The following is a 13,411-nucleotide window of genomic DNA, read 5'->3' on the forward strand; positions in this document are numbered from 1 at the left end:
CGCGGCCGGGCGAGCTCCGGCGGCGGCGCCGTCACTCCTCGGCGGCGTCCAGGTCCATGCGGTAGACGGGCCTGCCGTCCTCGAGGAGGACGGCCACGGTGGCGCCTTCGGCGACGAAGTCGCGCCACCGCTCGCCCAGCCACGATTCGGCGTCGCCCTGGCTGCCCAGGTCGGTGTCGGGGGTGTCGAGGGTGGTGCCGTCGGCGTCTTCGATCTGCCAGGTCCAAGTCATGCGGTAACCCTACGCGATCGGGCCTACCAGTCGAAGCGGTTGTGGGAGGGAACGGTGACCGGGGTGCGTTGCACCGGTGGTGAAGCGGGCTCGGGGGTGTAGCGGCGGAAGACCGCGCCGAGGGCGAGCAGGATCCACACCGGCAGCAGCAGGAACCACATCCAGGCCGGGGAGGCGGGGATGACGGGGACGATCCAGACGCCGCGGTCGACGGCGTCGAGGATGGCGAGCCCGCCGATGAGGGCGGTGAAGCCGCCGAAGGCGTGCAGACCGGCGGAGAACCAGGAACGGCCGGCGAGGATCCAGCCCAGGCCCCACAGGCCGATGGCGAGGGCCTCGTAGTCGCTGCGGCCGGACCAGGCGGCGAGCATCATCAGGACCGCGGCAGAGCCGGTGGCGATGGCTGAGAACGTCATCGACATGGGCGGCGGCGGAGTCGGGGAGCGGGCGGCGCCGAGCCAGCCGGCGCCGGTCAGGAAGAGGAGGGCGGCGGCGAAGACGACGGCGGTCTGGAATTCGAGCCGGTCGGTGAACTGCGCGCCGTACCAGTCGCATCCGGCGGGGACGGCCCCGCCGTCGAGCTCGCCCGGCCCGCAGTGCCAGAGCTTGAAGGTCTTGACGGGGTCGCCGAGGAGCCGGGCGGGGCCGGATTCGCCGCCGCAGGCGGGCAGGACGGCGGGGGTGGTGTGGAGCGCTTCGGGCTCGTTGAAGCAGTTGCCTTCGCCTTGGCCGTCCCACCACAGGTCGAGGCGGTTGCGGGAGCGCTGGCCGTCGTCGCGGAAGCCGAGGGTGTTGCCTTCGAACTCGTTGCGGTGGGAGGCGTCGTCGTCGATGCCCGCCTCGCCCCAGATCATGGCGGCGGCGGTCCGCTGCCCCCAGATGTGGTTGCCGGTGAAGCGGGTGTCGTTGGCCGCGGCGATGAGGACGCCGACGCCGATCGGGGCACGCTGCCGCGGGCACAGGCCGGTGTCGCAGTCGCCGCCGTAGTGGTCGGCGTTGTTGTTGTAGATGCTGTTGCCGGTGGCGCGCAGGCGGTGTCCTTCGGCGCTGTCGGCGACGACGAGGCCGGTGGTGTTGTCGTACAGGCGGTTCGCTTCGAGCACCACGTCGCCGCCGCCGGTCTGGAGGAGCCCGGTGAGGTTGTCGGCGCTCGCGCATCCGGTGACGGTTCCTTCGGTGCCGTCGAGGGTGACGCCGGCGGTGCCGTTGCCGCTCGCGGCGCAGTCGGCGATGGCGACGGCGGTCGAGTCGCCGACGCGGATGCCGTGCTCGCCGTTGCCGGTCGCGGCGACCGATGCGACGGTGGCGCCTTCGACGCCTTCTAGGTGGAGCCCGCTCGTCGCGGCTCCGGTGACGGTGAAGCCCTCCAGGTACAGGCCGGTGGCGTCTTGCGCGGTGATGACGGTGTCGGCGGCCTGGGCGGTGGTGAACCGGACGTCTTCGGGGCCGTCGCCGAGGCCTTCGATCTGGAGGCGGTCGGCTCCGTCGAGCACCAGGGGCGCTTCGAGCACGTAGTAGCCCGGGAGGATCTTGACGGTGGCGCCCGCCTCGTCGATCGCGGCGACGGCGTCGGCGAGGTCGGAGAAGCCGTCGTCGGCGCATCGCTCGTGCAGCTGCTCGTTGGCGATGCGCTGGTTGTAGGACACCTCGGCGTTGCGTTCGGTGAAGTGCTCGGCGTCGGCGGGGCACACCAGCAGGTAAGGGCCGTCGTCGCGGTAGTCGGGGGCTTCGTGCTCGGCCGCGCCGGCGGGGGAGCCGGCGGCCAGCGCGGCGCCGACCGCCAGTGCGCCGATTGCCACTGGCAGTAGGGCTTCGCGACCGTGCGGGGGCATATGTCCAGGGTAGCGTGGCGGGCACGTCCAGTAAACCAGTGCGGCATCCCGTTCTGGGAGAACGGGATGCCGCGTGCGCATCAGGCGCTGTATTGCCTGTCTGCACTGGTGGCCAGTACAGAGAAAGGGAGAACCACTCACTCTACCGTGCGTGGCTCTCCCGTGCAGTACTGAGCGGGCAGCTCTTTACATCATGCCCATGCCGCCCATGTCGGGAGCCCCGCCGCCACCGGCGTTCTCCTTCTCGGGAGCGTCGGCCACGACGGCCTCGGTGGTGAGGAACAGCGCCGCGATGCTTGCCGCGTTCTGCAGCGCCGACCGGGTCACCTTGGCCGGGTCGGGGATGCCCGCGTCGAGCATGTTGACGTACTCGCCGGTCGCGGCGTTCAGGCCCTCGCCCTTGGGCAGGCCCTTGACCTTCTCGACCACGACGCCGCCTTCGAGGCCGGCGTTCTCGGCGATGGCGCGCAGCGGGGCGCCCAGCGAACGCTGGACGATCTCCACACCGGTGGCCTCGTCGCCCTCGGACTCGATCTTGTCGAAGGCGGTGGCGCCGGCCTGCACGAGCGCGGTTCCGCCGCCGGGGAGGATGCCCTCCTCGACCGCGGCCTTCGCGTTGCGCACGGCGTCCTCGATGCGGTGCTTGCGCTCCTTGAGCTCGACCTCGGTGGCCGCGCCGACCTTGATGATCGCGACGCCACCGGCGAGGCGCGCCAGGCGCTCCTGCAGCTTCTCGCGGTCGTAGTCGGAGTCGGAGTTGTCGATCTCGGCGCGGATCTGGTTCACGCGGCCCTGGATCTGCTCCTCTTCGCCGCCGCCGTCGACGATGGTCGTCTCGTCCTTGGTGATGACGACCTTGCGGGCGGTGCCCAGCATGTCGAGCGTGGCGGACTCCAGCTTGAGGCCGATCTCCTCGGAGATGACCTGGCCGCCGGTGAGGATGGCGATGTCGCCGAGCATGGCCTTGCGGCGGTCGCCGAAGCCCGGGGCCTTGACGGCCACGGACTTGAAGATGCCGCGGACCTTGTTGACCACGAGGGTCGCCAGCGCCTCGGCGTCGACGTCCTCGGAGATGATGAGGAGCGGCTTGCCGGTCTGGGTGACCTTCTCCAGCGTGGGCAGCAGGTCCTTGACCGCGGAGATCTTCTGGTTCGCGATGAGGATGTACGGGTCCTCGAGCACGGCCTCCATGCGGTCCTGGTCGGTCACGAAGTAACCGGACAGGTAGCCCTTGTCGAAGCGCATGCCCTCGGTCAGCTCCAGGTCGAGGCCGAACGTGTTCGACTCCTCGACGGTGATGACGCCTTCCTTGCCGACCTTCTCCATCGCCTCGGCGATGATGGCGCCGACGGTGGCGTCGCCGGCGGAGACCGAGGCGGTGTTCGCGATCTGCTCTTCGGTGTCCACCTCGGAGGAGGCGGCCTGGAGCTCTTCGACGACGGCCGCGACGGCCTTCTCGATGCCCTTCTTGATGGCGATCGGGTTGGCACCGGCGGCGACGGCGCGCAGGCCCTCCTTGACGAGCGCCTGGGCGAGCACGGTGGCGGTGGTGGTCCCGTCGCCGGCGACGTCGTCGGTCTTCTTGGCGACTTCCTTGACCAGCTCAGCGCCGATCTTCTCGTAGGGGTCCTCCAGCTCGATCTCCTTGGCGACGGACACGCCGTCGTTGGTGATCGTTGGGGCTCCCCACTTCTTGTCCAGCACAACGTTGCGGCCCTTCGGGCCGAGGGTCACCTTGACGGCTTCGGCGAGGACGTTCATACCCCGCTCGAGCCCGCGGCGAGCCTCCTCGTCGAATGCGATCATCTTCGCCATTGCAGATGGCTTCCTTTCGGATAACGTTCGTTGTCGACGGTGAGGCGGCACCCCGCGACGGCAGGCCGAGAACGGCCCGACCACCTCAACACGCTTTTAGCACTCACGGGCTGCGAGTGCCAATTCAGGTATAGCACTCTCGCCTCGAGAGTGCCAATCCGGGGCACGAATCCAGTGGCAGTCCGCAAGCGCCGCGCGCCCCCTCGCCGGGGGCGAACCGCGCCAGTCTACGGCTCGCGAGCCGCACCGTGCGGCGACGACGCCTCGGCCGACAGGGAGGTGGCCGAGACCGACTCGCGCCGCCCGCGCAGCCACGCGTACGAGCACAGGGCCGCGGCGAGCACCCAGATCATGGGCGCGAGCAGCAGCAGCGCCATGACCGCCTCGGTCACGACGGTCAGGATCGAGGCGAGCCAGCCGGCGAACAGGCCCGACCAGACCGCGGTCAGGACCGCGCCGAGCAGCGTGATGACCAGATTGGCCGCGAAGACGACGAGGACGACGATGACGAGCCGGCCCAGCGCCGCCCAGAACGCCGAATGCGTCAGCCCGATCGACCGCGCGAAGGGGCTGCGGTGCGGCTCGAAGGTCGCGGCCGGGACCATCAGACTCAGCGCGAACGCCGCCCACAGGCCCGGCAGCACGCACAGCACCAGGCCGACGCCGATCGTCACCCACGCCAGCAGCAGCCACAGCCACAGCTTCCAGCCGCGCGCGAACCCGAAGCCGAACGCCTCACCGAGGCTGAGGAACCCTCCCGCGGCCTCGGCGGCGGCCGCGCGCGTCGCGGCCAGGCCCGAGGCGGCCACCAGATACAGCAGGACCAGCCCGAGCAGGCCGCCGACGGTCGCGGCCGGCCACCCCGGCCAGTAGTCGGCGGCGACGTCGCCCCAGCCGCCTTCGCCCAAGTCCGCATCGCCGGACGCCAGATTCGAATAGGAGCCCAGGATCCACCGGGGCAGCGCGACGCCGATGAGCAGGATCAGCCCCATCGAGCGCCACGAGCGCGCCACGACACCGGTCGAGGCGCTCCACCAGCGCTCGAAGCTGTCGGTCACCAGCGGATCGCCGCTCGCGAACGCCCCCGGCGGCTCGCCGGGCGGCTCGGCATTCCAGTAGGGATCGTCGCTCATGGTCGGATCGTAGACCACGCGAAAGCCGCAATACGGTCAAAGCGGCATAGGGTCGTTCGCCGGGCGAGCCGATAGCCTGGGGTCCGTGCCCGCCTCACCATTCCCACGCGAACACGACCCGCGCTGGCCCGAGCAGCTCACCGCATGGGAGCGCGCGACGAACACGCCGCTGTTCCTGCTCGCCCTGCTGTTCCTCATCGCCTACGCCGCGCCCATCCTCTACCCCGAGCTGCCCGCCTGGGGCATGCACGCCGCCACGGTGGTCAACGCGGCGGTGTGGTTGCTCTTCGCCGTCGACTACGGGCTTCGGCTGTACCTGGCCGGCGCGGGAAACCGGCGCCGCTTCGTCTACACCCACCCGCTCGACCTGATCATGGTGCTCATCCCACTGGCGCGCCCCCTGCGGCTGGTGCGGATGGTGCTGGTCCTCATCGAGGCGTTCAGCCGCCACGCCCGCTCCTCGCTGCGCACCAAGGCCAGCGTCTACATCACCGGCGTGACGATGATGATCCTGTTCGTCTCCAGCCTCGCCGTCCTCGACGCCGAGCGCGGCCACGAAGGCGCGCAGATCACCACGTTCGGCGACGCCGTGTGGTGGTCGGTCGTGTCCGCCTCGACCGTGGGCTACGGCGACCTGGTGCCGCAGACGACCACCGGGCGGATCATCTCCACGATCCTCATGTTCGCCGCGATCGGCCTGGTCGGTCTGGTCAGCGGTTCGCTCGCGTCCTGGTTCGTCGACCGGGTGAGCGCGCAGGGCGAGGCCGACCGCGCCGAGGCCGCCGACCTCGAGCGCCGCATGGCGGCGCTCGAGGCGAAGGTCGACGAGATCCACGCCGCCGTCGTCGGCCGCGGGGAGAGCGACACCGTCGAAGTCCCCGGGCCGCGCACCTAAGCGAGCTTCTTCTGGAAGACGACCTCGTTGCACGCCTTCCGGTAGCCGACCGCCTCGTTGATCGCGATCATGTGCTCGTTGGAGGCGGCGTTGCCGGTCCAGATGTAGCGCATCTTCGGGCGCCATTCGCGCACGCGCCGTTGATTGGCGATCTTGAGGATCGTGCCGAGCCGGTGGCCTCGGAAGCGCGGGTCGACGATCGTGTCGCCCTGATGGCAGTGCCGCTCGCGCCCGCCCTCGATGACGATGTGGGTGAACCCGGCGATGTCGCCGGACTCGATGTGCCGCACCGCGACCTGGAGTTCGAGCTCGCCCCGCTCGCGGCGCACCCGGTCCATCTCGAGCAAGCGGGCGCCGTCGAAGTCGGCCTCTTGGAGGTCCCATTCACCGAGCGGCATGTCGGTGTACATGCGGGCGTGCATGTAGGCCATGCCATCGACCAGGTCCTCCGGCGGGGCGCCTTCGAAGGCGACGAGCTCGAAGCCCTCGGCATGCCGCCACGCCTCGGTCCACAGCCGGTCCAGCTCGGCCTCGTCGACCTTGTCGAGATCGCAGATGCGGACGACGTTGTCCAAGGTGTTCTTGTAGCCGCTCGCGGCGGCGAAGCCGCTTGCGGTGTCGCCGATCGGCATGCCGCCGGGGATGGGGACGGGCGCCCACGTCGAGAGCGTGGTGCGGCCGAGCTCGGTGACACGCCGCTCCAGATGCGCCAGCAGCGCCGTGCCGACGCCGCGCCGCCGCTCGTCGGGGTGGACCTCGAGTTCGAACTCGGCCAGGTGATGGTTGTCGCGCACGGGCAGTTCGAGCTCGTACCAGCCGAGGACGCGGCCGCCGGAGACCGCGACCCAGTTCTCGGCGTCGATGTCGGCCCGGCGCTGGAGGAGGCCGATCATGCGCCTAGTCGGCTGCCAGCCCATGGCGTCGCACCAGTCGACGCGCTCGACGGCCTCGCCGACGGCCAGCCATGACTGCACGAGGTCGTGATCGAGCGGGTCGATCCGGACGATGTCGTATTCGCTCATGCGCTGAGTCTGCCCGAGCGCCCGCGGGCCGGCAATCGGGTTTCGCTCAGGCCAGGCGCTTCTGGAACAGCGATCCGAGCGCCGCTCTGCGGTAGCCGACGGCCTCGTTGATGGCGATCATGTGCCGGTTGTCCTCGGCGTTGCCGGTCCAGATATAGCGGATCCTGGGCCGCCACTCCCTCACGCGCCGCTGGTTGGCGATCTTGAGGATCGTGCCGAGCCGGTGGCCTCGGAAGCGCGGGTCGACGATCGTGTCGCCCTGGTCGGCGGTGCGCTCGTTGCCGCCGTAGACGTGGATCTCGGTGGTGCCGGCGACCGCGCCGGTCGCGGTGTGGATCATCGCGGCCTGGAGCCGGAGCACGCCCCGCTCGCGGTCCGCTCGCCCCTCGTCGCGGAGGCGGTCGGCGTCGAAGACCATCTCGCGGACGTCCCAGTCGCCGGTGGGGGAGTCGGTGAAGATGCGGCCGTGGAGGTAGGCGATGCCGTCCACGAGCGAGGCGTCCGGTTCGCCCTCGAAGGTGACCAGTTCGAAGCCGTCGGCCCGCTGCCACGCCTCGGTCCACAGCCGGTCCAGCTCGGCGTCGTCGACCGCGTCGAGGTCCACCACGCGCAGGCCCATGGTCATCGAGTTGCCGTAGCCGCGACGCTCGAGGAAGCCGGTGCCGAGATCGAGGAAGTCGGGCCCTTCGGGGACGGGGCTGCGCACGAAGCAGGTGAGCGTGGTGCGCTCGAGTTCCGCGGCACGGGCCTCGGCGTGGTCGAGCATGGCCGAGCCGATGCCGCGGCCGCGCAGCCGGGGGTGGACGCGGACGTCGAACTGCAGCAGGTGGGTGTTGTCGCGGACCGGGACGACGAGGCGGGCGAAGCCGGCGACTTCGCCGTCCGCGACGGCGATCCAGTGCTCCTCGGCGTGGTCGAGGCGGTGCTGGATGGTGCTGAGGATGAAGCCCGGCAGCGACGGGGCCGGCAGCGGCACTCGATCGTGGCCGTGGACGGCGAGGGCGGTGTCGATCATGGACCGGAGCATGCGGTGATCGGTCGGGTCGAGCCGGCCGATGGTGAAGTCGCTCATGCGAAGAGTCTCGTCCACGGCACCGACAAGAACCAAGGAGACAAGCGGAGGGCGTTTGATGCCCTGGGGAACCGGGTAGCACTGTTGCGGGGAGGATTGGTCGGGAGACCGCAGTCCCTGACACCGGCTGGCGCTGCTCGACACGTTCTAGCCCCAGGACTCGCAGTCAACCGGGTGAGTGGCGACAGGACGGCTGCGGCCTCCCGCAAGAAGAATTCTTGCTCATTCAGTGAATTCGGTCAAGACCCGAAGTTCGCTTCTTTTTGTCGGGTACCCGACAGTTGCCTTCACATCGGTCACAGAGAGTGATAATTTTGTGAGTTCGGCAAGCGTTTTACAAAACGCCTGGTCAGGCATCGAGGAGCCCGGCCTCGCGGGCCGACTTCAGTGAGGGACGAACCGTATGTGTCGGCCCCACCAGGGACGATACCGCGTCCAATGTCTTCAGTCCGTCACCGGTATTGTAGATGACCGTCTCCGCCTCCGGGTCCAGGCGACCCGATTCCACAAGCTTACGGAGCGTAGCGACCACCACGCCGCCGGCCGTTTCTGCGAATACCCCCGTGGTCGACGCGAGCAGCCTGATGCCCTCGCGGATCTCGTCGTCGGTCACCTTCGCCATGCCGCCGCCGGTCGAGCGGCACGCCTCGATCGCATAGGGCCCGGCGGCCGGGTCGCCGATGTTGAGGCTCTTGGCGATACCGGTCGGCTTGACCGGCGTGATGACGTCGGTGCCGGCGTCGAAGGCGTCCGCGATCGGACTGCACCCGGCCGACTGGGCACCGAACACGCGGACCTTGCCAGGCTCGGTCAGGCCGATCTCGCCCGACTCCTCGAAGGCCTTGTGGATCTTGGTGAGCAGTTCGCCCGACGCCATCGGGACCACCACCTGCTCGGGGAGCCGCCAGCCGAGCTGCTCGGCGACCTCGTAGCCGAGCGTCTTGGAGCCCTCGGCGTAGTAGGGGCGGATGTTGACGTTCACGAACGCGGTCGACTCGAACTCGTCGGTCTCGGTCAGTTCCGAGCACAGCCGGTTCACGTCGTCGTAGGAGCCCTCGACGGCCACCAGCTGGCCGCCGTAGACGGCGGTCTGGATGATCTTGCCCGGCTCGAGATCGTGCGGGACGAACACGGTCGAGGGGATGCCGGCGCGGGCGGCGTGCGCGGCCACGGAGTTCGCGAGGTTGCCGGTCGAGGCGCAGGCGAAGCGGTCGAAGCCGAGCTTGACCGCGGCCGAGACCGCCGTGGAGACCACGCGGTCCTTGAACGAGTGGGTGGGGTTGGCGCTGTCGTCCTTGACCCACAGCTTGCGCATGCCGAGCGCCGCGGCGAGGTGCTTCGCGTCGATGAGCGGGGTCAGGCCCGGGTCGAGACTGACGCGGTCGGCCGGGTCGACGCCGACGGGCAGCAGCGGGGCGTAGCGCCACAGGTTCTGCGGACCGGCCTCGATCTGCTCGCGCGTGACCGTGGCGAGCCGGGCCTGGTCGTAGTCGACCTCGAGCGGGCCGAAACACTGCCAACAGGCGTGCTGGGCGACGAGCTCGTAGGTGGCGCCGCAGTTGCGGCAGACGAGACCCTTGGCCGGGCTGCCGGCGAAGAGAGCGTTGGCTGACTGAACTGAAGACATGCGAGAAGGCTCCTCCCTCATCTTTCCCGCTGTGCGGGCCGGAATTGGCACCTGCCGGCGTTGCCGCCGGTGGTTGCCGCAGCGTCGTCGGGCCGGACCCCTCAGCTGCTCTGGATGAAGTACGAGGCGAATGTTACGGCCGCTCGTCTGGAAGCGGCAACCACCATTCCACGGAGTGGAATCGAAGGCATGGTCACGGAGTGGAACCCGGCACCTGGCACTCAGACCCACGGTCACGGAGCGGGACCAGGAACTGAGAACTCCGAACTCAGAACTCCGAACTCAGAACTCAGAACCACGGTCACGGAACTGAGCCGAGGGCATGCTCGCGGGGCGGAGCCGGAGTGGGGCCTATGCCGCGTTCCTGGTGGCCAGCCAGACCGCCCTGGCGTCGGCGGTGCCGGCCACGTCGTGGACGCGCACGCCCCACGCGCCCGCCTCGAACGCCAGCACCGACGTCGCGAGGGTCGCGGCCTCCCGCTGCCCGACCGGGCGCGGCTTGCCGTCCTCGTCGGCCAGGAGCTTGCCCAGGTAGGACTTGCGCGAGGAGCCGAACAGCACCGGGTAGCCCAGCTCCACGAACTCGTGCAGGTGCGCCGACAGCCGCCAGTTGTGCTCGGCGGTCTTGGCGAATCCGAGCCCCGGGTCGACGATGAGGCGGCTCGCGTCCACACCGGACTCCAGCGCGGCCTCGACGCGGTCCTCCAGTTCGGCCTTGACGTCGGCGACGATGTGCTCGTAGTGCGCCAGGCGCTGCATGTCCGTCGAGTGGCCCCGCCAGTGCATGAGCACCCACCGCACGCCCGTGGCCGCCACGACGCCGGCCATGTCGGGATCGGCCAGCCCGCCCGAGACGTCGTTGACGACGCTCGCGCCGGCCTCGATCGCGGCCGCCGCCACCGCCGAGCGGGTCGTGTCGATCGACACGACCATGCCGCGCTCGGTCAGGGCCGCCACCACGTCGACCACGCGGGCGGTCTCCGTGGTCGCGTCCACGCGCTCGGCGCCGGGCCGGGTCGACTCGCCGCCGACGTCGATCAGGTCGGCACCCTCGGCGGCCATCTGCTCGGCGTGGCCCACCGCGTCCTCGAAGTCGAGGTAGCGTCCGCCGTCGGAGAAGGAGTCCGGGGTGACGTTGAGGACCCCCATGATCTGCGGCACGGCCGCCCGAGTGTCGTGTGGCGTAGTCACGATCTTGACGTTACCCGCGCCGGCGAGTACCGCAGCTCGTCAAGCGAGGTCCGTGAGGTCCAGCACGTGCCACCGGAGCAGCTCGTCGGTGCCGGTCGACCACCACAGACGCCGCGTGTCCGCGCCGGTCTCGCCCGCGGCCGAAGCGACGAGGTACGCCTCGGCGGCCTCGAGGTCGAACAGGGTGACGCGTGTCGCGTCGCCGACGGTACCGGTGGTCTCCTCGAGTGGCTCGAAGCGGTCGATGAGGCCGACGTCGACGGCGACGGCGGACGCGAAGCCCTCGGCGACGGTGACGCGGCCGGTCCCGTCCGGGCGGACGAGGTCGACGCGGGAGCCGTCGGTGCCGGTGGCGACGAGGCGGCACCACGTCGCCGAGCACAGCACGAGTTCGTCGGCGTCGGCGGTGACGAGCAGCTCGGCGCCGCTGTCGGTCCGCACGAGCCGGGACCCGCCGAGGGAGTCGGCGCCCGCGCCGGCCAGCCACGGCCAGGCGGCGGCCTGCCAGGCGCCGGGGCGGCCGACGACCTGGACCGCACCGCCGCCGACGGGGACGGAGCGGTGCTCGGTGACGCGTTCGGCGCTGCGTGCCGTGGCGAGCCAGTGGAGCTCCTCGGCGGCGAACTGGAGGTCGTAGGCGCTGCCGGCGAGCACGACGTCGCCGGTGTCGGCGGTGAGGAGGTCGGCGGCTTCGGGCGTGCCGTCGGGGCCGCGTTCGGCGGTCCACAGCTCGGAGACCACCCGGCCATCCTCGTCCGGTGTGGACTGGATCCAGGCGAGGCGTTCGTCGGTGGCGGCGGTGGCGACGACGCCGGGCACGCCGCCGGGTTCGGCGAGCACCGTCGCGGTCGCCTCGTCGCCGCGTTCGATGTACAGCAGCCGGCGGCCGGCCTCGTCGGTGCCGAGCGCGGTGTCGTCGTCCAGGAAGGACAGCGGCCGCCATGCGGCGGTGCCGATCGTCCCCGGCCAGTCGGCCGGTTCGGCGTCCCACTCGTCCCAGACCGTCGGCGTGGTGTCGGCGTCGGGCGCGGTGACCGTCTCGGCGCGTTCGGGGGCGGGCCAGACCAGCCAGGCGAGGGCGAGGACGATCGCGGCGGCGAGGGTGAGCCGCTGGGTGGAAGAGTGCTGGGCGAGGTCCATTACTCGCGGTCGCGCCCTCGCAGCAGGTAGAACAGGCCGGCGGCGACGCCCGCGGCGGCGGCCGAGGGGAGCGCGAGCTTGGCGGCGCGCCGGCCGCGGCGGTAGTCCAGGACCGGCCAGCCGTTGTGGCGGGCCTGGCGGGCGAGGCGGGCGTCGGGGTTGACGGCGATGGCCTTGCCGACCTTGCGCAGCATCGGCAGGTCGTTGGCCGAGTCGGAGTAGGCGGTGCACTGCTCCAGGTCGAAGCCCCGTTCGGCGGCGAGGTTCCCGATGCCGTCGGCTTTGGCGGGGCCGTGCATGAGGTCGCCCACGAGGCGGCCGGTGTAGCAGCCGTCGGCGACTTCGGCGATGGTGCCGAGCGCGCCGGTGAGCCCGAGCCGGGAGGCGATGACGCCGGCCAGTTCGACGGGGCTCGCGGTCACGAGCCACACTTCCTGGTCATCGGCGAGGTGGCGGTCGGCGAGGCGGCGGACGGGCGCGAGGATGCGCGGGGAGATGTCGCGGTCGACGACCTCTTCGCACAGTTCGCGCATCTCGGCGACCGGGTAGCCGGCGACGAGTTCGAGCGCGGAGGCCTTGACGGACTGCATGTGGCCGTGGTGTTCGGAGCTGAGCTTGAACCGGGCCTGCTTCCAGGCCGCGCCCAGGATGTCGCGGCCGGAGAGGACGCCGTGGCGGGCCAGGCCGCGGGCCAGCCAGTAGATCGAGGCGCCGTGCATGATGGTGTTGTCGACGTCGAAGAACGCCGCTGAGGGGGAGTGGGCGTGCTCGTCCTCGCCCGGCGCGTCGGCCTGGACGACGACGGAGTGGTGTCGCGGTTGCTCGTGGCCGCCGGCCCGCATGGCCGCAGGTTGGGGCATGTAGGAGGTGCGGGTTGAAGCCTCGGTTTCAGACACGCTAAAAGCCTACCGGTCGAAGGCGGACACCCTGTAACGCCTGGACGCGACCTTGGTGAATTTCCAGTGTGGGCCCCGTAACGAGCTTTCCGGCGCGTACCAGGGCCCACACGTGGGGTCAGCGGACCGCGGGGTTCAGCCGAACAGGTCTTCGACGACGCCGGAGAGCTCGTCGAGCACGCCTCCATGGTCCTCGTCCTCGTCGTCCGGCTCGCCGGTGACCGCGTCGGTGACGGCGTCGGTCACCGCGTCCACGACCGGGGTCGTGGTGCCGTCGCCGGTGTCGGGCGTGAGCGAGGCGCCGTTCGAGGGCGTGCCCTCCGAGTCGGGCTCGGCCTCCTCGCCCTGGCCGCCGCCGGACTCCTGGCCTTCCACGGAGGAGCCGGCCGGTCCCTGGTTCGACGGGCCGACGCCCTCGATGGCGTCATGGCTGACGCATTCGCCCGGGACGGGGCCCAGCTCGTCGGACGCACCGCTGGGGTCGGTGCACGAGAGCGCCTCGCGCAGTTCCACCGAGCGCTGCGCCGCGGACTCCAGCAGGGCGACGAGCTCGTCG

11 protein-coding genes, 1 pseudogene and 1 riboswitch are annotated in these 13,411 nt (G+C 70.7%); of the genes and pseudogenes, 1 reads left to right on the forward strand and 11 read right to left on the reverse strand.

What is annotated here, in order from left to right:
- Positions 1–31: 31 nt before the first annotated feature.
- The 4 genes from ACYVK3_RS16820 to ACYVK3_RS16835 form a co-directional block, all read right to left on the reverse strand.
- On the reverse strand, positions 32–232 hold the full coding sequence (locus tag ACYVK3_RS16820) for a hypothetical protein (protein WP_460498483.1): 201 nt from the start codon (positions 230–232) through the stop codon (positions 32–34).
- A 23-nt stretch (positions 233–255) separates the two neighbouring features.
- A complete protein-coding gene (locus ACYVK3_RS16825; RefSeq protein ID WP_460498484.1) occupies positions 256–2,031 on the reverse strand; it encodes a right-handed parallel beta-helix repeat-containing protein in 1,776 nt (591 codons plus the stop codon).
- 219 nt (positions 2,032–2,250) lie between these two features.
- The gene (gene groL / locus ACYVK3_RS16830) at positions 2,251–3,879 is read right to left on the reverse strand and encodes a chaperonin GroEL (RefSeq protein ID WP_460498485.1); all 1,629 of its coding nucleotides are present in this window, start codon (positions 3,877–3,879) and stop codon (positions 2,251–2,253) included.
- Between the two features lie 227 nt (positions 3,880–4,106).
- Positions 4,107–5,012 carry a hypothetical protein gene (locus ACYVK3_RS16835; protein WP_460498486.1) on the reverse strand — a complete coding sequence of 302 codons (906 nt, stop codon included), beginning with the start codon at positions 5,010–5,012 and terminating at the stop codon, positions 4,107–4,109.
- 85 nt (positions 5,013–5,097) lie between these two features.
- Here ACYVK3_RS16835 and ACYVK3_RS16840 point away from each other — a divergent pair, with 85 nt between their 5' ends.
- Positions 5,098–5,907 (forward strand): potassium channel family protein, encoded by an 810-nt coding sequence (locus tag ACYVK3_RS16840; RefSeq protein WP_460498487.1) that lies wholly within the window; start codon positions 5,098–5,100, stop codon positions 5,905–5,907.
- On the opposite strand, the gene ACYVK3_RS16845 is transcribed toward ACYVK3_RS16840, so the two are convergent.
- The 7 genes and pseudogenes from ACYVK3_RS16845 to ACYVK3_RS16875 all read right to left on the reverse strand — a co-directional run.
- A complete protein-coding gene (locus ACYVK3_RS16845) occupies positions 5,904–6,929 on the reverse strand; it encodes a GNAT family N-acetyltransferase (RefSeq protein ID WP_460498488.1) in 1,026 nt (341 codons plus the stop codon). The genes ACYVK3_RS16840 and ACYVK3_RS16845 overlap by 4 nt on opposite strands.
- 46 nt (positions 6,930–6,975) lie before the next feature.
- The gene (locus ACYVK3_RS16850) at positions 6,976–8,001 is read right to left on the reverse strand and encodes a GNAT family N-acetyltransferase (protein WP_460498490.1); all 1,026 of its coding nucleotides are present in this window, start codon (positions 7,999–8,001) and stop codon (positions 6,976–6,978) included.
- A gap of 349 nt (positions 8,002–8,350) precedes the next feature.
- A complete protein-coding gene (thrC, locus tag ACYVK3_RS16855; protein ID WP_460498491.1) occupies positions 8,351–9,628 on the reverse strand; it encodes a threonine synthase in 1,278 nt (425 codons plus the stop codon).
- A gap of 14 nt (positions 9,629–9,642) precedes the next feature.
- Positions 9,643–9,749: riboswitch (SAM riboswitch) on the reverse strand.
- A gap of 230 nt (positions 9,750–9,979) precedes the next feature.
- Positions 9,980–10,777 carry a dihydropteroate synthase gene (gene folP / locus ACYVK3_RS16860; protein WP_460498516.1) on the reverse strand — a complete coding sequence of 266 codons (798 nt, stop codon included), beginning with the start codon at positions 10,775–10,777 and terminating at the stop codon, positions 9,980–9,982.
- Positions 10,778–10,858: 81 nt separating this feature from the next.
- Positions 10,859–11,959, reverse strand: coding sequence for a hypothetical protein (locus ACYVK3_RS16865; RefSeq protein ID WP_460498492.1), 1,101 nt, complete (start codon positions 11,957–11,959; stop codon positions 10,859–10,861).
- Positions 11,959–12,678, reverse strand: a complete 720-nt coding sequence (locus tag ACYVK3_RS16870; protein ID WP_460498517.1) for an HAD family hydrolase — start codon at positions 12,676–12,678, stop codon at positions 11,959–11,961. Before ACYVK3_RS16870 ends, ACYVK3_RS16865 begins: the two co-directional genes overlap by 1 nt.
- 312 nt (positions 12,679–12,990) lie before the next feature.
- Positions 12,991–13,411: pseudogene (locus tag ACYVK3_RS16875) on the reverse strand (hypothetical protein); the annotation flags it as partial.

The sequence above is a fragment of the Glycomyces tarimensis genome, from assembly GCF_054776215.1.

What these genes read in the sequence shown, in the direction of transcription:
- ACYVK3_RS16820 (WP_460498483.1), bottom strand. Translation starts at nt 232, where the DNA reads ATGACTTGGACCTGGCAGATCGAAGACGCCGACGGCACCACCCTCGAC.
- groL (WP_460498485.1), bottom strand. Translation starts at nt 3,879, where the DNA reads ATGGCGAAGATGATCGCATTCGACGAGGAGGCTCGCCGCGGGCTCGAG.
- thrC (WP_460498491.1), bottom strand. Translation starts at nt 9,628, where the DNA reads ATGTCTTCAGTTCAGTCAGCCAACGCTCTCTTCGCCGGCAGCCCGGCC.
- ACYVK3_RS16870 (WP_460498517.1), bottom strand. Translation starts at nt 12,678, where the DNA reads ATGCACGGCGCCTCGATCTACTGGCTGGCCCGCGGCCTGGCCCGCCAC.
- ACYVK3_RS16850 (WP_460498490.1), bottom strand. Translation starts at nt 8,001, where the DNA reads ATGAGCGACTTCACCATCGGCCGGCTCGACCCGACCGATCACCGCATG.
- ACYVK3_RS16845 (WP_460498488.1), bottom strand. Translation starts at nt 6,929, where the DNA reads ATGAGCGAATACGACATCGTCCGGATCGACCCGCTCGATCACGACCTC.
- ACYVK3_RS16835 (WP_460498486.1), bottom strand. Translation starts at nt 5,012, where the DNA reads ATGAGCGACGATCCCTACTGGAATGCCGAGCCGCCCGGCGAGCCGCCG.
- ACYVK3_RS16865 (WP_460498492.1), bottom strand. Translation starts at nt 11,959, where the DNA reads ATGGACCTCGCCCAGCACTCTTCCACCCAGCGGCTCACCCTCGCCGCC.
- folP (WP_460498516.1), bottom strand. Translation starts at nt 10,777, where the DNA reads ATGGGGGTCCTCAACGTCACCCCGGACTCCTTCTCCGACGGCGGACGC.